Below are 20,862 nucleotides of genomic sequence, written 5' to 3'. Positions count from 1 at the left end.
CACCCGGCGCAACAATAATGAGAAGCGGCGCATCATCATGCGCCGCCACAGTTACTTCTTCTTAATCGGCTTACCGGACCAGTAACCCGCCAGCAGTGAACCTGACAGGTTGTGCCACACCGAGAACAGCGCGCCCGGCAATGCCGCCAGCGGTGAGAAGTAGAGTTTGCCCAGCGTCGCCGCCAGCCCGGAGTTCTGCATGCCAACTTCCAGCGCCAGCGTACGGCAGGTCGACTCATCGAAACCAAACAGCTTGCCACCCCAGTAACCACCAAGCAGGCCAATCGCGTTATGCAGGATTACCGCCGCGATCACCATCAGACCCACCGATCCAATAAAGCCCTGACTGCCCGCCACCACCGCGCTGATGATCAGCAGAATGCAGACCATGGAAAATGCAGGCAGCCAGGGTTCCACCCGGCGAACCACGCTGTTCATGCTGTGATGAATGATCAGTCCAAGGCTAATCGGGATCACCACGATCTTCACAATACTCAGCAGCATACCCACCACATCAACCTGAATGTGGGTATCAACGTAAAAGCGGGTTAACAACGGCGTGGCGAACACCCCCACCAGCGCAGAAACTGACGAGATCGTGACCGACAGCGCCACATCCCCTTTCGCCAGATAGATCATCACGTTGCTGGCGGTGCCGCTGGCCACGGAGCCGACCAGAATCATGCCGGCTGCCAGATCGGGCGGCATATGAAACAGTTTTGCCAGTCCCCAGGCGGCTAACGGCATCACCAGATAGTGCAGGAAAGTTCCGGCAATTACCGGCGCAGGTCGGGTCAGCACCCGTTTGAAATCGTCGATATTCAGCGTCACACCCATGCCGAACATAATCAGCATCAGCAGATAGGTGACCCAGGGGCCGATGCCGAGAAAGGTACCAGGAGAGTAATACGCGGCGACAGACAACAGCACGGCCCAGAGCGGGAACAGGCGGGTTAACGTGGCGAGCATAGCCAGACTTCCTTATAAGAATGTTATGTTTTATGCAGGTTTGCCATAGAGAATCGCCAGACAGGAACGACTGCCGTGACGAAGGCGGGATCATAACATTTCATTATCACGGCGTAAGGCGAAGATGGGGCGAGGCGGCAAAATGCGGATCGACTGCTGCCGATCCGCAGAATATTGGCGAAATTACGCTGCTTTTTCCTCTAAACCGCGGTAGATCGAACCACCTGGCACGGCACCGATAATCGGCATTAACCAGAAGATTACTCGAACAGATTGCGATGCAGGGTACGTACCACGCTTTCCGCATCGTTGCCGGGCACCAGGAAGCAGAGATTGTAGCTGCTGGCACCGTAGCAAATCATCCGCAGGTTAAACGGATCGAGTACACCAAACACCTCTTTGCCGACACCGCACGCTTTTGACAGCTGATTGCCGATAATCGCCACCAGCGCCAGATCTTCTTCCACCTCTACCCGGCACAGCGACGAGAGTTCAGTCAGCAAGGCCTGGGTCAGCAGACTGGCGCTGGTTGAGGTCGAACCGGTGGTGTCGAGGGTCAGCGCCACGCTTACTTCGGAGGTGGTGATCAGGTCAACCGAGACGTTGTGACGTGCCAGAATGTTGAAGAGTTCGGCGAGGAAACCAAACGTATGCAGCATGTTAAGGCTATGCAGCGTTAACAGCGTCTGCTTGCGGCGTAAAGCCAGCGCCCGGAACAACGGCGGGTTACGGGTTTCGTTGCAGACGCGGGTTCCGCCCGCTGCCGGATCCTTGCTGGAACCGACGAAGACCGGAATACCCCGACGCACAGCAGGAAGCAGTGTCGCGGGATGCAGCACTTTCGCGCCAAACGTCGCCATTTCGGCGGCTTCTTCAAAAGTGATCTCGTCAATGCGCTTCGCCGTCGGCACCACGCGGGGATCGGTGGTGTAGATGCCTGGCACATCTGTCCAGATATCCACCCGCGCCGCATTCAGCGCTTCGCCCAGCAGCGCGGCGGTGTAATCACTGCCGCCACGCCCTAAGGTGGTGGTGCGCCCCTCACGTTCACTGCCAATGAAGCCCTGAGTAATGACCAATGCCTGCCCGATGCGCGGCTGTAACTGCGCCGTCGCCTGCTCCGCCAGCACCTCAACATCCGGTACAGCCCGGCCAAAATGATCGTCGGTGCGCATCACTTTACGGACATCGAACCACTCCGCGTTAACCTGACGTTCACGCAGAATTTCCACAAACAGCAGTGATGACATCAGCTCGCCGTGGCTGACCAGTTCATCAGTCAGGGCGTTAGAGGTGGCCAGTGAAGCCGCTTCAGAGAGCATGCTGATATTGTCGATCATCCGATCGATTTCATCGCGGATCACTTCCGGATGCTGCAGGCGATCGACAATGGCATACTGAATACGGCGGATATCATCAAGCAGAACAGCGCGCTGCGGAGCCTGCTGGCCTTCAGCCAGCGCCACCAGCAGATTGGTAATGCCCGCCGAAGCAGAGAGCACAACCAGACGCGTACTGGCGTCCTGCAACACCACATCGGCGCTGCGGTTCATCGCTTCAAAATCGGCTACGCTGGTGCCGCCAAATTTTGCCACTATCAGAGTTTGAGACATGTAGGACCTCGTGTCAGGTTATCTTGTTCTCGCCGATGAAAGGGTCGAGAAACATTCTTTCAGCCAGGCACAAGGAAAGAGCAGAAACGGGCGGACAAGATCAGATAGACGAGTCACCCAGAAGCGCCCCACCTTGCGAAACGTCGACTGCAGACGTTTCTGGTGACAACCCAGAGGATTCAGCCCCTGTAGCCGACAGGCAGCACACCGCGTGCTGACCCACCTCGGCGTCGCTCCCCATTATGTGTTTTCACCGGATACGGTTCCTCCAACACACTACCTGGGCGACGCGCCTCTTCTGGCTTGCGCACAGGTGCGCAAGTAGGCGCATAGATTTAGCCTTTTCTGGACCTGCTGTCAATGTCAGCGATGGCTGGAGAGCCGCATCAGAAAACAAATTAACCCGCGCCGCAGCGGTTACAGTGCTTAATGGGTTCAGCACCTGCAGCAATCCCTGATACGGCACAACGTTTTGCGCAGACTTTTGCGCCACACTTTGCTGCGCGCTGGGTCTGTGCCCCGCGGGGTGTTCGCGCCAGTGAATGCTGACGATAAACCACAGCGTGCCGATCGCCTGTCCGGTGCGCGCTGACAAAATTTTTCCTTTCAGTTACAACTGTGGTCATACTGAAACGCTAAACGGGCATGATGTGCCTCCGATGGAATGACGGTTCTTAATATCAACAAGAGTGTTGCCATGAAAAATATCAATCCGACACAAACCGCAGCCTGGAAAGCGCTGCAACAGCATTTTGAGCAGATGAAATCGGTAGAAATTGCCGATCTGTTCGCCCAGGATGCCGATCGTTTTGCCAAATTCTCTGCCACCTTTGATGATCAGATGCTGGTGGATTTCTCCAAAAACCGCATCACCCAGGAAACGCTCGATAAGCTCCAGGCGCTGGCCAAAGAGACCGATCTCAGCGGTGCCATCAAGTCTATGTTCTCGGGTGAGAAGATTAACCGCACTGAAGATCGTGCGGTGTTGCATGTCGCACTGCGCAACCGGAGCAACACGCCGATTCTGGTGGATGGCAAAGATGTGATGCCAGACGTCAACGCGGTGCTGGACAAGATGAAAGGCTTCTCAGAGCGCATCATCAGCGGCGAATGGAAAGGCTATACCGGTAAAGCGATCACTGACGTGGTGAATATCGGCATCGGCGGCTCCGACCTCGGCCCATTTATGGTGACAGAGGCGCTGCGCCCGTATAAAAACCATCTGAACATGCATTTTGTCTCTAACGTTGACGGCACCCATATCGCCGAAACGCTGAAAGACCTCAGCCCGGAAACCACCCTGTTCCTGGTTGCCTCCAAGACCTTCACGACTCAGGAAACTATGACCAACGCCCACAGTGCGCGCGACTGGTTCCTGAAAACTGCTGGCGATCAGCAGCACGTAGCGAAACACTTTGCTGCGCTGTCGACCAATGCCAAAGCGGTGGGTGAATTCGGTATCGACACCAACAACATGTTTGAATTCTGGGACTGGGTTGGCGGCCGCTATTCACTGTGGTCAGCCATCGGTCTGTCGATCATTCTCTCAATTGGCTTCGAAAACTTCGAGCAGCTGCTGAGCGGCGCACATGCCATGGACCAGCATTTCGCAACGACCCCGGCTGAGCAGAACCTGCCGGTGCTGCTGGCGCTGATTGGCATCTGGTACAACAATTTCTTTGGTGCTGAAACCGAAGCGATTCTGCCTTATGACCAGTACATGCACCGCTTTGCCGCCTATTTCCAGCAGGGAAATATGGAGTCAAACGGCAAGTATGTGGATCGCGCCGGTCATCCGGTGGACTACCAGACTGGCCCCATCATCTGGGGTGAACCTGGCACTAACGGTCAGCACGCGTTTTATCAGCTGATCCATCAGGGCACCAAGCTGGTTCCGTGTGACTTTATTGCGCCGGCTATTACCCATAACGCGCTGACAGATCACCATCCGAAGCTGCTCTCTAACTTCTTTGCCCAGACCGAAGCGCTGGCGTTTGGTAAATCACGCGACGTTGTCGAGAAAGAGTTTACCGATGCCGGTAAATCTGCAGAGTCAGTGGCCCATATCGTGCCGTTCAAAGTGTTTGAAGGGAACCGCCCGACTAACTCCATCCTGCTGCGTGAGATCACCCCATACAGCCTGGGTGCGCTGATTGCCCTGTATGAGCACAAAATCTTCACTCAGGGCGCCATCCTGAATATCTACACTTTCGATCAGTGGGGTGTGGAATTAGGTAAGCAGCTGGCAAACCGTATTCTGCCGGAACTGGAAAATGAGGATGAAATTACCACTCACGACAGTTCCACCAATGCCTTAATTAATCGTTATAAATCCTGGCGTTAATCGGCATTAATTTTACCGGGCGGCAACCTTGTCGCCCTTTTTTTGTCTGTTTTAACATCTTATTGGGTAATTCATCAGGACAGAGATGCCTGCCAGCACGGGAAAAGTCTTAAAATACCCCAGGATAATTCTGAACATCACGCTCCGGAACAGCGTTTAATCCAGTATAAAGTGGATCTGATAATAGCGACTTTACGAGGTTAACTATTGATTCATAGCCATATTTAATTTAAGACCTTCTGAGTAAATTCTGATTATTCTTATTCCGTACCATTTATAAATAAAAAAGAACATTACGCTTTGCATTCCCCTTAGCAGCAGCGAAATATAGGGTATCAACCGGAAATACTCCGATATAAAAAGCAGTTATCCCCAATATTACTGATTAAATCACGCAATCATCCCGCCATTTGACCTGGTTTTTATAGCACTGAACTCTGATATTTTGTTGCCCTATAATGAACGCGCCCGCAATGGGACTGTCCGTCGCACTGGTCGCAGCCTGTCTGCATAGCCATTGTCGCTGGTCAGAGATCCTTCATTCACTCAATGCAGGAAACGTTGTTATGAAAAAAACTATGGTTGCCGGTGCAGCCTTGATCCTCGTTGCCGCCTCCTCAAGCGCATTTGCTGCGCCGCAGGAAGCAGGTGAAGCAGGTACGGCAGCAGGCGCGCAGGCGGGAGCAATCTCTGCTGGTGCTTCTACCGCTGTCGGTATCGGCGCACTTGGTGCGTTGGTCGGGCTCGGCATTGCCGCTTCTGGCGGTGGTGACGGTGCAAATACCGGTACAACAACCACAACCACGACGAGCACCACTCGTTGATGGATGCCCGAAACGCGTCTGATTACTGAACGGTAACAAACCGGCGAGGCTGAAAAACTGACTACGGTGAGGATTTCAGCGGAGCCACATTGTCTGCCGCTTTGCAGCCAGACGGGACGGGCAGAGCACCTTTAAACATAACCACACGCCTGTGTGGTTATTTTTACTTTGGCATGACTTATCAGGGACACACAGTGCGCCAACTTCCTCTGCTGCTCGCTTGCCTGCTGCTGCAGGCCTGTACACAAACGCAAAAAGGTCTTGAACAGACTTTGCTGCTCGCGGTTAACGGTCCGGATGACGTCACCGTTACCGATCAACAGGTCAACAATCTCCCCTATGCCAGTCTCTACGCTCGTCTGAATGACGGTCCGCGCATTTTTGTGGTGCTGGGCTACAGCGAGCAGGGACAGCAGAAATGGGTCACTCAGGATCAGGCGATGCTGGTAACACAGCATGGCCGTCTGGTTAAAACTCTGGGCTTACCCGATAACCTGCTGAGCGTCAGCAATCTGCAACAGGATCCGCTCGCTGACAGTCTGCATATCAGCAACGGCGCTGGCTGGACCCGCATCGTGCAGTGGACCGAGCAGGGTAAGGTTCGCGGCGCGACCGTGCGTTCAACCTTCCAGCGCGGCACCGACGAGGTGCTGACGGTTGCAGGCAACCGCATCCCGTGTCGTGTCTGGCATGAGCAGGTGAGCATCGACAGCAGTAACCGCGAGTGGGAAAACACCTTCTGGATCGATAACAGCAGCGGCGATGTGGTGCAGGCTCATCAGATGCTGGCGGCCGATGCCTTCCCTGTTGATATCACTATTCTGAAGCCGGCGAAATCATGAAAAAAATCACTATTTTGCTGGCCGGGCTGAGCCTGTTCAGCGTCGCAGGGGCGCAGGCTGCTGCGCAGGTTACTGTCCATACACCGCACAATGGCGGTCAGGCTGAGCTGAGCCAGATCACTGATCTCTCACAGCTGGTGACCCTGCCTCCACTGCAGGTCAACACGGACTGGCGCGGTACCTTTATTGCCGAGCGCGGCGCAACCGCAGTCGCCCGGCAGCAATATCAACAGACGCTGGGCGCGTTACGGGCCTGGCGTGCCGACAGCAGCGGCGATCGGGCGGTGGCCATTGATGAGGTGATTCGCCAGCTGAGCGCCATCGAAGTGACAGGTCGCCAGTTTACTTCGCTTGACCCGGACTGGATTCGTCTGCATCCGGCGGACAACCGTCGGCTGGAAGGCAGCTATGACCTCTATTTGCAGGCGCCCACCGATTCAGTGCTGCTGCTCGGCGCACTGAGCGGCGCAGGCAAGGTGAGCTGGCAGCCGGGTAAATCAGTACGCGACTATCTGGATGGTCATGACGCACTCTCCGGGGCAGAACGCAATTTTGTCACGGTGATTGCCCCTTCAGGCGCCACACAGCAGGTGCCGGTTGCTTACTGGAATCGCCGCCATGCGGAAGTGGAGCCAGGCAGCGTTATCTGGCTGGGCTTTTCGTCATGGAGCCTGCCAGGCAGTGATGAAGACCTGAACGATCGCATCCTTTCCGTACTGACTCACCGGATACCAGACTGATGAAAAAACGTTATCTCTTCAGCCTGTTGGCTGTTTCCGTGGCGGCAGCCTGTCAGGCGCAGGCTGACACTTTCCCCGCGCCGGTGGGTCCTTCACAATCCGATTTCGGTGGTGTTGGCCTGATGCAGGTGCCGACGGCGCGCATGTCCAGAGAGGGTGAATTCAGCCTCAACGCCCGCGACAACGATCAGTATCGTTACTACTCTGCCTCACTGCAGCTCTTCCCCTGGCTGGAAACTACGGTGCGTTATACCGACGTGCGGACCCGTCAATACAGTGCGGTATCAGAATTCAGCGGCACACAGAGCTACAAAGATAAAGCCTTCGATTTGAAACTGCGCCTGTGGCAGGAAGGTTTCTGGCTGCCAGAGGTGGCGGTGGGAACCCGCGATCTCGGCGGTACTGGCCTGTTCGACAGCGAATACTTGGTGGGAACCAAAGCCTGGGGGCCGTTCGACTTTACGCTGGGCGTCGGCTGGGGCTACCTCGGCAACAGCGGCACGCTGAAGAACCCCTTCTGCTCATACAGCGACAGCTATTGTCAGCGTCCGAAAGTGGGCGAAGCGGGTTCGATCAATGGCTCGCAGATGTTCCATGGTCCGACGGCGCTGTTTGGCGGCGTGGAGTATCAGACGCCCTGGCAGCCGCTGCGCCTTAAGATGGAATATGAAGGCAACGACTACCAGAATGACTTTGCTGGCCGCCTTGATCAGCGCAGCAAGCTCAACGTTGGGGCAATCTATCGTGTGACCGACTGGGCCGACATCAACGCCAGCTACGAACGCGGCAATACCTTTATGTTTGGTGTCACCATCCGAACCAACTTCAACGATCTGCGCCAGGCGCACATCGACAGCGAGAAGCCGGCCTACAATCCGCAGCCGCAGCCAAAACTGCTGGAGACGACGGTGGTGGGTTCTCAGCTGACCGATCTGAAATACAACGCCGGTCTCGACGGTCCGCGTATTCAGACTCAGGGCCATACGCTGTATGTGTCAGGCGAGCAGACGAAGTATCGCGATACCCGTGAAGGGGTGGATCGCGCTAACCGCATTATCATGAACCACCTGCCTGACGGCATCGACACGATCAATGTCACCGAGTCGCGCTTTAACATGCCGCAGGTAACCACGGAGACGAAAGTCGCCAGCCTGCGTAACGATCTGGAAGGCTATCCGCTGGGCCATGAGAAGCCGCTGCAACAGACACGCAAAGAACCGGTCGATCCGGGTACCACTGAGCAGGGGATGTTTATCCGTAAAGATCGCCTGAACTACAGCCTGTCGCCGGTGCTGAATCAGTCGGTGGGCGGCCCGGAAAGCTTCTATATGTATCAGGTCGGCGTGATGGCCAGCGCGGATTACTGGCTGACGGACCACCTGCTGGTGGGCGGCAGTCTGTTTGGTAACCTCGCCAACAACTATGACAAGTTCAACTACAACGGCGCACCGGCGGACTCTTCCCTGCCGCGCGTGCGTACCCATATCCGCGACTACGTTGAGAACAATGTCTACGTCAACGATCTGCAGGCGAACTATATGGGCCAGCTCGGTAATGGCTTCTATGGTCAGGTCTACGGCGGCTATCTGGAGACAATGTACGGCGGCGTGGGTGGCGAGGTGCTTTATCGTCCGGTCGATGCGAACTGGGCGGTGGGCGTCGATGCCAACTACGTTCGTCAGCGTGACTGGGACAATATGATGCAGTTTAACCGCTATAAAGCGGCAACCGGCAACCTGACGGGCTACTGGCGTCCATGGTTCATGCAGGATGTACTGGTGAAAACCAGCGTCGGTCAGTATCTGGCGAAAGATAAAGGCGTGACGGTTGATGTGTCGAAGCGCTTCGACAGCGGCGTGATGGTCGGTGTTTATGCTACCAAAACTAATGTGTCGTCTGAAGAGTATGGCGAAGGCGACTTCACCAAAGGCTTCTATATCTCCATCCCGATGGATCTGTTCACCGTGACACCAACGCGTGGTCGCGCGCAGGTGAACTGGGTGCCGCTGACGCGTGATGGTGGTCAGATGCTGGGCCGTAAGTACCAGCTGTATGATCTGACGTCGGATCGCGACGCGCGCTTCAACTAAGCAGAGGCGGCCTTCGGGCCGCTCAACGCTGTTTACAGAAGCAGGCTCAGGGAGCAAACGCCCTGCGTAAAGACGCAAAAAACGCCAGGAGCGTTTTTGAACAACGCAACGCGTTGGTCCGTTTACGGGCGCACCTCAGGAATGAGGTGCGTAATTGCGCGGGCCGAGCGGCCAAAGACTGGCTTTAGCGCCTTTCCGATCTGACCGTCTTTCCTGCGCCGCTCCGGTATCACAGCAGTGCGGACCAGGCTTTATCAACCACCTCGGGCCGCTTTTTTTATTTAGTCCGCATCGTAGCCGAGATTCGGCGCCAGCCAGCGCTCCACCTCCGTAACCGACATCCCTTTGCGTGCCGCATAATCTTCCACCTGATCACGCTGAATCTGCGCCACGGCAAAATAGCGGCTGTCAGGATGGCTGAAATACCAGCCAGACACCGCCGCACCCGGCCACATCGCATAATATTCGGTGAGTTTCATGCCGGTCTGCGCTTCCACTGCCAGCAGACGCCAGATAGCGGCTTTTTCGGTATGCTCCGGGCAGGCCGGATAGCCTGGCGCCGGACGTATCCCCTGATAATTTTCGCGAATCAGCTCTTCGTTGCTGAGATTCTCGTTGGGCGCAAAGCCCCAGATCACCTTACGCACCCGCTCGTGCAGGTATTCGGCGAAGGCTTCCGCCAGACGGTCAGCAAGCGCTTTCACCATGATCTTGTTGTAGTCGTCGTGCTGACGATCATAGGCCTCCGCCAGCGCATCCTCTTCCAGTCCGCCTGTCACCGCGAACGCGCCAAGATAATCCGCTTTTCCGGAGGTTTTCGGCGCGACAAAATCCGCCAGGCAGTAGTTGGCGAAGTCGGTTTTCTCGGTCTGTTGACGTAAGTGATGACTCACACACAACACTTCATCGCGCCGCTCATCACTGTAGAGATGAATATCATCGCCGACCCGGTTAGCCGGGAAAATACCGACCACACCACGCGGTTTCAGCAGTGACTGATCACTTAATCTGTCGAGCATCGCATTGGCATCGGCGAACAGACGCTGCGCCTCTTCACCGACCACCTCATCTTCAAGAATGCGGGGATATTTGCCCGCCAGCGACCAGGTCATAAAGAATGGCGTCCAGTCGATGTAGTGGCGCAGCGTGGCAATGCTGGCCTCCACCTGGCTGACACCGAGACGGTGTGGCACCGGCGGCGAGTAGCTTTCCCAGTCAATCGACGTGGCGTTATCGCGCGCCGTCTGCAGCGAGACCGGCGGCGTGCGCGGCTTTTTGCGCGCATGCTGGATGCGTACGGTTTCGTACTCTTTGCGCGTTCGGGCAACGAAATCGTCTTTTAAGGTGGCGGAGAGCAGTGATGAAACGACGCCAACAGTGCGTGAGGCGTTCTGCACGTAGACCGTCGGGCCGCTGTAGTGCTGCTCAATTTTGACGGCAGTATGTGCCTTTGAGGTGGTCGCGCCGCCAATCAGCAGCGGTAAGGTAAACCCCTGACGCTCCATCTCTTTCGCCATATTGACCATCTCATCCAGCGACGGCGTAATCAGACCGGATAAGCCAATGATGTCCGCATTCACTTCGCGCGCCGTTTTAAGGATTTTTTCGCCCGGCACCATCACGCCAAGGTCGACAATTTCGTAGTTATTACACTGCAGCACCACGCCGACAATGTTTTTGCCGATGTCATGTACGTCACCTTTAACGGTGGCCAGCACGATTTTACCGTTGCTGCGCCCCGCCTCTTTGCTGGCTTCGATAAAAGGCTCCAGATAAGCCACCGCCTGCTTCATTACGCGTGCCGATTTCACCACCTGCGGCAGGAACATTTTGCCTTCGCCGAACAGGTCACCGACCACGTTCATGCCGGACATCAGCGGACCTTCAATCACTTCTATCGGACGCGGCACCTGCTGGCGCGCCTCTTCGGTATCCTGCTCGATAAACTCCGTGATCCCCTTAACCAGCGAATACTCCAGTCGTTTCACCACGTCCCAGCTTCGCCACTCGGCGAGCTGCTTTTCCTGCGCACCATCGCTTTTGCCGCCACGGTATTTCTCCGCCAGCGCCAGCAGCCGCTCGGTGCCATCATCCCGGCGGTTAAGGATCACATCTTCTACCGCCTCGCGCAGTTCTGTCGGCAGATCGTCATAGATGGCCAGCTGACCTGCGTTAACGATGCCCATATCCATGCCGTTTCGGATGGCGTAGTAGAGGAACACCGCGTGTATTGCTTCACGAACCGGATCGTTGCCCCGGAATGAAAACGATACGTTGGAGACGCCGCCGGAGATCATGGCATGGGGCAGTTCACGCTTGATATCTTCACAGGCACCGATGAAATCCATGGCGTAGTTGTTGTGTTCGTCGATGCCGGTGGCGACTGCAAAAATGTTGGGATCGAAGATAATATCTTCCGGCGGGAAACCGACCTGCTCGGTGAGGATGTGGTAAGCACGGCGGCAGATCTCAATTTTACGGGCACGCGTATCCGCCTGGCCCACTTCGTCAAACGCCATGACTACCATCGCCGCCCCATAACGCCGGACCTGCCGCGCATGGTGGATAAAGGCGGCTTCACCCTCTTTCATCGAAATCGAGTTCACGATCCCTTTGCCCTGAATGCACTGCAGCCCTTTCTCAATGACCTCCCATTTGGAGGAGTCGATCATGATCGGCACGCGGGCAATATCGGGCTCGCCTGCAATCAGATTCAGGAAGCGCACCATCGCTGCTTCAGCATCGAGCATCCCTTCATCCATGTTGATGTCGATGATCTGTGCGCCGCTCTGCACCTGCTGCAGCGCCACTTCAAGCGCTTCGTTGTACTTCTCTTCTTTGATCAGCCGCTTAAATTTTGCGGAGCCAGTGACGTTGGTGCGCTCACCAACGTTAACAAACAGTGACTCTGCGGTGATGTTCAGCGGCTCAAGACCCGAGAGACGACAGGCCACTGGAATCGTCGGCAATGGACGCGGCGCAACACCTTCAACCGCCGCGACCATGGCAGCGATATGCTTCGGCGTCGTACCACAACAGCCGCCAATAATATTCAGGAAACCCGAGGTCGCCCATTCACCAATCTGCTGCGCCATCAACTCTGCATCAAGATCGTATTCGCCGAACGCGTTGGGCAGACCGGCGTTAGGATGGGCAGTCACGTAGCCTTCAGCAATGCGTGACAGCTCCGCCACATACTGACGCAGTTCATCCGGTCCCAGCGCGCAGTTCAGGCCAAAAGAGAGCGGTTCGGCATGGCGCAGCGAGTTGTAAAAGGCTTCCGTGGTCTGACCGGAGAGCGTCCGGCCTGACGCATCGGTGATGGTGCCGGAGATCATCAGCGGCAGCGTGACACCCAGCGCTTCCATCTCGGTCTGCACTGCATAGATGGCGGCTTTGGCATTCAGCGTATCGAACACCGTTTCGATCATAATGATGTCGGAACCGCCCTCCACCAGCGCACGGGTTGATTCGCGGTATGCCTCTATCAGCTGATTAAAGGTGACGTTTCGGTAAGCCGGATCGTTGACGTCGGGTGAGATCGAGCAGGTGCGGTTGGTCGGGCCGAGCACCCCCGCGACATAACGCGGGCGGTCCGGTGTTTTCGCCGTCCACGCATCTGCGCAGGCTCGTGCCAGCCGGGCCGCTTCATAATTGATCTCCGCCGACAGGCTTTCCATCTGGTAGTCCGCCATCGCAATCGACGTGGCGTTAAAGGTATTGGTTTCGAGGATATCTGCACCTGCAGCCAGATAAGCGTCGTGGATCTCGCGGATCACGTCCGGTTTACTCAGCACCAGCAGATCGTTGTTGCCTTTGAGATCGCAGGGCCAGTCAGCAAAACGGCTGCCGCGATAATCCTCTTCCTCCAGCCGGTAACTCTGGATCATGGTGCCCATGCCACCATCCAACACCATAATGCGTTGTGCGAGCTGCTGATGTAGCGCGTCGATTTTATTGCTCACTGTTGCCCCATTCACGTCAGTCTGCTGGCGGAAAACCCTGTTTTCCATTCTGGCACAACCCTGTCTGGCGACAAAGTAACCTCACCTGAGAGATTTTCAGATCATCGCCTCACAGGTCTGACCAGAAAACCAGCGTTTGCAAACCGCGCGATTAAAACGAAAATGATTTCCACAATGCAAAAGGAGAGACAACAATGGCCACGCCCGTTCCTCTTAAGCGCGGTAAGAAACCCCGCGGCATCCCTGTCGCCGCACCCGCGGGCGGTCAGGTTCAATCACTGACGCGCGGCCTCACGCTGCTGGAGCTGATTGCAGATTCACATGGCAGCGTGGCGCTGACCGAGCTCGCGCAGCAGGCGGGTTTGCCTAACTCCACCACGCATCGCCTGCTCAGCACCATGCAGCAGCAGGGCTTTGTCCGCCAGGTGGGCGATCTCGGGCTATGGACGATTGGCGCACACGCCTTTGTGGTTGGCAGCAGTTTCCTGCAAAGCCGTAATCTGCTGGCGCTGGTTCATCCGGTGTTGCGGAGCCTGATGGAGCAGTCCGGTGAAACAGTGAATCTGGCGGTGCTGGATCTCAGTGACTATCAGGCGGTGATCATTGATCAGGTGCAGTGCACCCAGCTGATGCGGATGTCAGCACCGATTGGCGGCAAGCTGCCGATGCATGCGTCAGGTGCAGGCAAAGCCTTTCTGGCCCATCTGGGTGAAGAACAGATTACTGCCCTGCTGCATCAGAAAGGATTGCACTACTACACGCCAAAAACCCTGATGTCGCCACAGAGTTTGAAAGAGAATCTGGCACAGGTGCGTAAAGCGGGCTTTTCGCTGGATGATGAAGAGCATGCACTCGGACTGCGCTGTGTCGCTGCACCCATCTATGATGAACATGGCGAGGCGTTTGCTGCCCTCTCCATCTCCGGCCCTATCGCCCGCATGACAGACGACAGGATTACGGAATTAGGTGCGCTGGTCATCCGCGAAGCGCGTCAGGTTACGCTGGCGTACAGCGGTCGCTAACCCTCTCTGGCGTATAGCAGACGCTGAAACGCTGCGTCTGCCGCCAGGCGATCACCTCTTCGACATGGCCCTGCGCGATGCGCTGCTGCTGTGTGCGCCACCAGCTGGCGTCGAATATTTCCGGATGCAGTTCCAGCAGCAAAGCGCCGGTCGCGGTTTCGCTGCATAACGCATAGCGGAAGGTTTCGGGAAAGACATCGTCTGGCCCCACGCTGTACCACGGCTCGGCACTGAGTTCATCTTCCTCATAGCGTGCCGCGGGCACCTCCCGGAAGTTCAGCTCCTGCATCGGGCGGATCTCATCGTAATCGTAAAATATCACCCGCCCATGACGGGTTATGCCGAAGTTTTTAAACAGCATATCGCCGGGAAAGATATTGGCTGCCGCCAGCTGTCGAATGGCATTGCCATACTCTTCAATGGCATGACGTCGCTCGGCTGGGCTGGCCTGGGCAAGATAGAGATTCAGCGGCTGCATACGGCGCTCCAGCCACAGATGACGAATAATCAGGCGATCGCCTTCGATATACAGCTTCTCTGCCACACAGGCGTGGAGTTCCGCCAGCAGCGCCGATGAGATGCGCGCCAGCGGCAGTGCAAACTGTTCAAACTCCTGGGTATCTGCCATGCGCCCCACACGGTCGTGCTCTTTGACCTGCTGATAACAGGCGCGGACCTGTGCTTCCGTCACCTCTTTTTGTGGTGCGAAGCGATCCCTGATGACCTTGAATACCCAGTCAAAGCCCGGCAGCGTGAAGACCAGCATCACCATGCCGCGCACGCCAGGCGCGATCTCAAAGGCCGTTTCACTCTCTGCCAGCGCCTGAAGATATTCGCGATAGCTTTCCGTTTTACCGTGCTTCTGGCAGCCAATCGCCATATAGCGTTCGGCCAGTGTTTTGGCGGGCAGAATGGGTTGCAGCCAGGCGACCAGTGCCGCAGGTACCGGGGCATACACCATGAAATAGGCGCGGGCAAAACCAAAGACAATGCTGGCGTCATTTACATCCGTCAGACAGGTGTCGATCCACAGTTCGCCGGTTTCCGTCCGCTGGATCGGCAGCAGACAGGGAAAGATACCCGCTGGCAGATGCAGACGCGCCACCAGCCAGGCCGTTTTGTTGCGATAAAAGAGCTCACTGTTGACCTCGAGCCATGCCTCGCTCAGTCGGGGAAAATGCGACTCCAGGTGGCGGACAATCCAGCCCACATCGCGCGCGCGGTGCTGCCACGGTAGCGTCAGCGGTAGATCCTCCAGTATCTGATCTACCAATGCCCGCCAGCCCCGCTCCGGCTGGTAACGCCGTGATAAGGGGCGCAGAGGTGTGACCGGCGCGGTCAGGGACTGAGAGCTGAAGATAAACAGCCGGTCAGGTTGCAGGTCAGCATGTCCGTGTAGCCGGCAATAGACGGAATTAAAGAAGCTTTCGGCAATTTCGTGCCGCGGATAGCCAGGTAGCAGGCTTTGATAGTGATCTTTAACCCTCAGCCAGAACATCGCATCCCAGCTTGCCGCACCGTTCAGCACGCGCAGTTGATCGGCAACCAGGCTGACGTGATGATCATAGAGATGAATGCGAGCCTTCATGGCATGCTGCACTGCCTGCCATTCTGCCTGCTCAAAGCGCTGCTGCGCGCCGGCAGTAATATCCAGAAAGCGGCCATACTGAGCATCAAATCCCTGCAGGATAGTGTGGGCAATCAACGATTCGCGTGGCGGCATAGTCAGCTCCGGTCAATGCCCGCCCGCATGGTGCGGGCGGGGAATCCGTCAGAGGAGAAGCGTCAGAACTGGTGCTCTTCGGTCGAGCCGGTGAGCGCGGTGACCGAGGATTTACCGCCCTGAATGATGTTGGTCACCTGATCGAAATAGCCGGTGCCTACTTCCTGCTGATGTGACGAGAAGCTATAACCGCGATCGCGGGCCGCGAACTCAGGCTGCTGAACCTTTTCCACATAGTGGCGCATCCCTTCACCCTGCGCATAGGCATGGGCCAGATCGAACATGTTGAACCACATGCTGTGGATGCCTGCCAGCGTGATGAACTGGAAGCGATACCCCATGTCGCTGAGCGCCTGCTGAAATTGCGCGATAGTGCGGTCATCGAGGTTCTTTTTCCAGTTAAACGAGGGCGAGCAGTTGTAGGCCAGTAGCTTGCCGGGGAAACGCGCATGAATAGCGTCGGCAAAACGCTGCGCCATCGCCAGATCCGGTGTTGAGGTTTCACACCACAGGATGTCAGCATAAGGTGCATAGGCCAGTCCGCGACTGATCGCCTGTTCAATACCGGCATGAGTGCGGAAGAAGCCTTCTGCCGTCCTGTCGCCCCGGATAAAGGGACGATCGTATTCATCGCAGTCTGAGGTAATCAGGTCAGCGGCGTCGGCGTCGGTGCGAGCCAGTAGCACGGTTGGCACACCCATTACATCGGCCGCCAGTCGTGCCGCTACCAGTTTCTGAATCGCTTCCTGGGTCGGTACCAGCACTTTGCCACCCATGTGACCGCATTTTTTAACCGCCGCCAGCTGGTCTTCGAAGTGGACAGCCGCCGCCCCCGCCTGAATCATCGCCTTCATCAGCTCATAGGCATTGAGCACGCCGCCAAAACCGGCTTCAGCATCGGCAACAATCGGCAGGAAGAAATCAGTATGCCGGCTGTCGCCCTCTTCAATGCCGCTGGACCACTGAATCTGATCGGCACGCTGAAACGTCTGGTTAATGCGGGTCACCACTTCCGGTACGGAGTTCACCGGGTAGAGCGACTGATCGGGATACATCTGTCCTGCCACATTGGCATCCGCAGCCACCTGCCAGCCAGAGAGATAGATCGCTTCAATGCCCGCTTTGGCCTGTTGCAGTGCCTGCCCGCCACTGAGCGCACCCAGGCTGTTGATGTAACCTTTCTTCGCCTCGCCGTTCAGCAGCGCCCATAACTTTTCGGCACCGCGCTCTGCCAGCGTACAGGCAGGCAGAACCGAGCCGCGCAGATTAACCACCTCTGCTGCGCTGTAAGGGCGGATAATGCCCTCCCAGCGTGCGGTCTGCCAGAGTTGTTCCAGTTGATCGATCTGTTGAGTACGTGTCATGGCAATAGCTCCTCTGTTCAGGGGATCAGGCGGTAGCCTGGCAGGGTAAGAAAGGAAACCAGTTCGCGTTCGGTGGTGATCTGAGCCATCAGCTGTGCCGCGTCGTCATAGCGACCAGCGCTGAAGTGGGCTTCGCCCAGCGCGTTTTGCAGCAGGTGCAGCTCTTCGTTCAGCCAGCGCAGAAACAGTTCGGCCGTAACCTGCTGGCCGTTGTTCAGGATTTGCTGATGACGAATCCATTGCCAGATTGAGGTGCGAGCAATCTCAGCAGTGGCGGCATCCTCCATCAGCCCGTCAATCGGCACACAGCCGTTACCGCTGATCCAGGCTTCAAGGTATTGCAGCGCGACGCGGATATTGGCGCGCATCCCCGCTTCGGTGCGCTCACCCTGACAGGGCGCAAGTAACTGCTCCGCCGTGATCGGGGCATCCTCTTCCCGCATAACATGCAACTGGTTGGGTTGGTCGCCCAGCACGGCATTGAAGACCGCCATAGCGGTGTCTGCCAGGCCCGGATGCGCAATCCAGGTACCGTCATGCCCGTTGCCCGCCTCACGCTGTTTATCTTCCGTCACGCGCTGCAGTACCCAGGCATTACGTGTTGGGTCTTTAGCAGGAATCAGGGCTGACATTCCCCCCATCGCGAAGGCTCCCCGACGATGACAGGTTTTAATCAGCAGACGTGAGTAAGCATCCAGAAACGGCTGCGACATGGTGACTGACTGGCGATCCGGCAGAACGCGATCCGCATGCTGTTTCAGGGTTTTGATGTAGCTGAAGATGTAATCCCAGCGGCCGCAGTTGAGCCCCACAATATGATCGCGAAGATTCCACAGGATCTCATCCATCTGAAACACGGCGGGTAACGTTTCAATCAGGACGGTAGCCTTGATCGTACCGCGCGGCAGATCGAACTGATCCTCGCTGAAACTGAAGATCTCACGCCACCAGGCGATCTCCTGCCAGCTCTCTGTTTTCGGCAGATAGAAGTAAGGCCCGCTGCCTTTGGCCAGTAAAGGCCGGACGTTGTGGAAGAAATAGAGCGCGAAATCAAACAGCCCGCCCGGAATCGCCTCACCCTGCCAGCTGACATGTTTTTCTGACAGATGCAGACCGCGAACCCGGCACATCAGCACCGCTGGGTTTGCGCCGAGCTGATAAATTTTGCCTTTGTCGCTGGTGTAACTCAGCGTGCCCTGCACCGCCTCGCGCAGTGTGAGCTGCCCTTCCATCAGCTTTGACCACTCCGGTGACAGCGAATCCTCAAAGTCGGCCATAAAGACTTTTACGTTTGAGTTCAGGGCATTAATGACCATTTTTCGATCCGGTGGGCCGGTGATCTCAACCCGACGATCTTCTAAGTCGGCCGGAATGGATTGAATACGCCACGCACCCTCTCTTATGGAAGCAGTTTCCATATCGAAGTCTGGCAGATAGCCCTGGTCATAGCGTTGCTGACGCTGCTGGCGTGCCAACAACAGCTCGTTGCGTTGCGATGCAAAGCGTGCGACCAGCGCTTCCAGAAAAGAAACCGCTTCGGGCGTTAACAGCTGTTGTTCGGCATGGCTAAAGGGCTGGCTGAAATTCAGCGCAGGGCTGATCACTGAGTCTGTCATGCTGGCGTTCTCCTGTATTCAAAGGATCGAATGCAGCGGATCCACACGGTGTTTATTTTGTGAGCTACAGGATCAGAGCATAAGCATTTATTTTTCTAAATCAAAAACTATTTCCATTCTTATACATTAAACCAGCTATCCTGATGTTTTATATGGATTTAAAGTTTTATTTATTAAAGGAACGACTTTCATTGCTGTTTTTCAGGCGAAAAAAAACCGTGTTGCCATCGGCTAACACGGTTCAGTTGATCTTCGGGCGGGACTACTCCAGCGTTGGATTCATGCGACGCAGATCGAATGGCGTGATCTGGTAAACGTAGTAGTTGAGCCAGTTCGAGAACAGCAGATTACCGTGGCTACGCCAGGTCGCGCGCGGTGGCAGGGCCGGATTGTCCTGTGGGAAATAGTTATAGGGGACTTCCGGATTCACACCCGCTTCATAATCACGATGATACTCACCAGACAACGTCAGCGCGTCATACTCCGGATGGCCAGTAACAAATACCAGGCGTTTGTCTTTACTCGCCATCAGATAGGCACCGGTTTGTTCCGATTCAGCAAACAGCTCAAGATCGGTGTAATCCGTGATCAGTTGAGTAGGAAAATCAGCATAACGAGAGTGTGGTGCGAGGAAATTATCATCAAAACCCCGGGTCAGTAAGGCATGAGGATGCAGTATCTGATGCTCATAGACGCCGGACAGTTTGTTATGCCGGGTTTGCTTGGGAATGCCATACAGAATATTAAGCGCCGCCTGCACGGCCCAGCAGACAAACAGCGTTGAGGTGACGTGCTCATTTGCCCAGTGCAGCACGCGCTGAATCTGAGGCCAGTAAGCAACATCATTAAAATCGACCAGCCCCAGTGGCGCACCTGTCACGATTAAGCCGTCATAGTTGTCATGCTGGATATCTTCAAAATTGCAGTAGAAGTTGTTGAGGTGCTCAGTGGGCGTATTGCGTGACTCGCGGCTGTCGATGCGCAGCAGCTGAATATCGATCTGTAAGGGCGAGTTGGAAAGCAGACGCAGAAACTGATTCTCTGTTTCGATCTTTTTCGGCATCAGATTCAGTATGAGCACTTTAAGCGGTCGGATCTCCTGAACACTGGCGCGCGACGACGTCATGACAAAGACGTTTTCGTCACGCAAAAAATTCACTGCCGGTAATTCGTCGGGAACCCTGATTGGCATAACCTGCTCACCTCTCGCAACCATATAAACGTTTAGACATCTGGATGCCCAACATTAGCCTGATCGTTGTGAGATGTCGAGGTTTCATGCGGAAAATGAAAATGTTTCAGCTTAAATGGGCATAGTATTAAAGGGACATAGCGCAGACGCAAAATAATGCAGACGTAAAAAAGCCCCGCACTTTCGTGCGGGGCTTCTTCACTTATATAATGCCTGGCAGTTCCCTACTCTCGCATGGGGAGACCCCACACTACCATCGGCGCTACGGTGTTTCACTTCTGAGTTCGGCATGGGGTCAGGTGGGACCACCGCGCTAAAGCCGCCAGGCAAATTCTTTGTGCTCTGTCCTGTGTCTTTTGTGCTGATGCTGCGTTGGCCGCCCTCGCGCTGCTCAGTCACATACTTCAGTATGCTCCTTCACATCGGTCGGTTGCCGCCTTGCCTCAGCGCAAAATCCTTCGGACTTCAGTCCGCAGGACACAACTGTATCCGGTAACAGGCTGAAAATCGTCTCTCTCAAAAACGCCTCTGGCGTTGTAAGGTTAAGCCTCACGGGTC

Annotated in this window: 13 protein-coding genes, 1 rRNA gene and 1 riboswitch; of the genes, 6 read left to right on the top strand and 8 right to left on the bottom strand. The window is 55.9% G+C overall.

The features are described 5' to 3' along the window. Positions 1-51: 51 nt before the first annotated feature. Positions 52-969, bottom strand: a complete 918-nt coding sequence (panS, locus tag H7K52_RS07165) for a ketopantoate/pantoate/pantothenate transporter PanS (RefSeq protein ID WP_003855809.1) — start codon at positions 967-969, stop codon at positions 52-54. Positions 970-1,229: 260 nt separating this feature from the next. Then, complete coding sequence (gene lysC, locus H7K52_RS07160; protein WP_003855819.1) at positions 1,230-2,582, bottom strand: lysine-sensitive aspartokinase 3; 1,353 nt, start codon at positions 2,580-2,582, stop codon at positions 1,230-1,232. A 113-nt stretch (positions 2,583-2,695) separates the two neighbouring features. Continuing rightward, positions 2,696-2,888, bottom strand: a riboswitch (Lysine riboswitch). 391 nt (positions 2,889-3,279) lie between these two features. On the opposite strand from lysC, the gene pgi reads away from it, so the two are divergent. From pgi to H7K52_RS07135, 5 genes are all read left to right on the top strand, one after another. Then, entirely contained in the window at positions 3,280-4,926 is a 1,647-nt protein-coding gene (gene pgi / locus H7K52_RS07155; RefSeq protein ID WP_008926599.1) for a glucose-6-phosphate isomerase, read from the top strand. Between the two features lie 566 nt (positions 4,927-5,492). After that, positions 5,493-5,750 carry an exopolysaccharide production protein YjbE gene (gene yjbE / locus H7K52_RS07150; protein WP_008926598.1) on the top strand — a complete coding sequence of 86 codons (258 nt, stop codon included), beginning with the start codon at positions 5,493-5,495 and terminating at the stop codon, positions 5,748-5,750. Positions 5,751-5,944: 194 nt separating this feature from the next. Continuing rightward, entirely contained in the window at positions 5,945-6,592 is a 648-nt protein-coding gene (locus H7K52_RS07145) for a YjbF family lipoprotein (RefSeq protein WP_003852764.1), read from the top strand. Then, positions 6,589-7,332, top strand: coding sequence for a capsule biosynthesis GfcC family protein (locus H7K52_RS07140; RefSeq protein ID WP_182629879.1), 744 nt, complete (start codon positions 6,589-6,591; stop codon positions 7,330-7,332). Before H7K52_RS07145 ends, H7K52_RS07140 begins: the two co-directional genes overlap by 4 nt. After that, positions 7,332-9,422, top strand: a complete 2,091-nt coding sequence (locus H7K52_RS07135) for a YjbH domain-containing protein (RefSeq protein ID WP_039660686.1) — start codon at positions 7,332-7,334, stop codon at positions 9,420-9,422. Before H7K52_RS07140 ends, H7K52_RS07135 begins: the two co-directional genes overlap by 1 nt. A 281-nt stretch (positions 9,423-9,703) precedes the next feature. Here the strand turns inward: H7K52_RS07135 and metH are convergent, their stop codons facing one another. Then, complete coding sequence (metH, locus tag H7K52_RS07130) at positions 9,704-13,339, bottom strand: methionine synthase (RefSeq protein ID WP_476641276.1); 3,636 nt, start codon at positions 13,337-13,339, stop codon at positions 9,704-9,706. Between the two features lie 242 nt (positions 13,340-13,581). Here metH and iclR point away from each other — a divergent pair, with 242 nt between their 5' ends. Next, positions 13,582-14,409: a glyoxylate bypass operon transcriptional repressor IclR gene (gene iclR, locus H7K52_RS07125; RefSeq protein WP_182629878.1), complete on the top strand. Its 828-nt coding sequence runs from the start codon at positions 13,582-13,584 to the stop codon at positions 14,407-14,409. Here the strand turns inward: iclR and aceK are convergent. The 5 genes from aceK to rrf form a co-directional block, all read right to left on the bottom strand. After that, positions 14,384-16,132, bottom strand: coding sequence for a bifunctional isocitrate dehydrogenase kinase/phosphatase (aceK, locus tag H7K52_RS07120; RefSeq protein WP_182629877.1), 1,749 nt, complete (start codon positions 16,130-16,132; stop codon positions 14,384-14,386). The genes iclR and aceK overlap by 26 nt on opposite strands. A gap of 62 nt (positions 16,133-16,194) precedes the next feature. Beyond that, positions 16,195-17,496: an isocitrate lyase gene (gene aceA / locus H7K52_RS07115; protein ID WP_003852771.1), complete on the bottom strand. Its 1,302-nt coding sequence runs from the start codon at positions 17,494-17,496 to the stop codon at positions 16,195-16,197. Between the two features lie 17 nt (positions 17,497-17,513). Next, entirely contained in the window at positions 17,514-19,112 is a 1,599-nt protein-coding gene (aceB, locus tag H7K52_RS07110; protein ID WP_008926590.1) for a malate synthase A, read from the bottom strand. 262 nt (positions 19,113-19,374) lie between these two features. After that, positions 19,375-20,304, bottom strand: a complete 930-nt coding sequence (gene metA, locus H7K52_RS07105) for a homoserine O-acetyltransferase MetA (RefSeq protein WP_090963629.1) — start codon at positions 20,302-20,304, stop codon at positions 19,375-19,377. 211 nt (positions 20,305-20,515) lie between these two features. Continuing rightward, positions 20,516-20,631 (bottom strand): 5S ribosomal RNA (gene rrf, locus H7K52_RS07100). Positions 20,632-20,862: the final 231 nt, after the last annotated feature.

The organism is Pantoea hericii (assembly GCF_014155795.1).
GTDB lineage: Bacteria > Pseudomonadota > Gammaproteobacteria > Enterobacterales > Enterobacteriaceae > Pantoea > Pantoea eucalypti.
The sequence above is the reverse complement of the archived record's forward strand: the minus strand, read 5'-3'. Positions and strand labels throughout refer to the sequence as shown.

Coding starts and splice junctions, on each gene's coding strand:
- panS (WP_003855809.1), bottom strand. CDS start 969: ATGCTCGCCACGTTAACCCGCCTGTTCCCGCTCTGGGCCGTGCTGTTG.
- lysC (WP_003855819.1), bottom strand. CDS start 2,582: ATGTCTCAAACTCTGATAGTGGCAAAATTTGGCGGCACCAGCGTAGCC.
- pgi (WP_008926599.1), top strand. CDS start 3,280: ATGAAAAATATCAATCCGACACAAACCGCAGCCTGGAAAGCGCTGCAA.
- yjbE (WP_008926598.1), top strand. CDS start 5,493: ATGAAAAAAACTATGGTTGCCGGTGCAGCCTTGATCCTCGTTGCCGCC.
- H7K52_RS07140 (WP_182629879.1), top strand. CDS start 6,589: ATGAAAAAAATCACTATTTTGCTGGCCGGGCTGAGCCTGTTCAGCGTC.
- H7K52_RS07135 (WP_039660686.1), top strand. CDS start 7,332: ATGAAAAAACGTTATCTCTTCAGCCTGTTGGCTGTTTCCGTGGCGGCA.
- metH (WP_476641276.1), bottom strand. CDS start 13,339: ATGGTGTTGGATGGTGGCATGGGCACCATGATCCAGAGTTACCGGCTG.
- iclR (WP_182629878.1), top strand. CDS start 13,582: ATGGCCACGCCCGTTCCTCTTAAGCGCGGTAAGAAACCCCGCGGCATC.
- aceK (WP_182629877.1), bottom strand. CDS start 16,132: ATGCCGCCACGCGAATCGTTGATTGCCCACACTATCCTGCAGGGATTT.
- aceA (WP_003852771.1), bottom strand. CDS start 17,496: ATGACACGTACTCAACAGATCGATCAACTGGAACAACTCTGGCAGACC.
- aceB (WP_008926590.1), bottom strand. CDS start 19,112: ATGACAGACTCAGTGATCAGCCCTGCGCTGAATTTCAGCCAGCCCTTT.
- metA (WP_090963629.1), bottom strand. CDS start 20,304: ATGCCAATCAGGGTTCCCGACGAATTACCGGCAGTGAATTTTTTGCGT.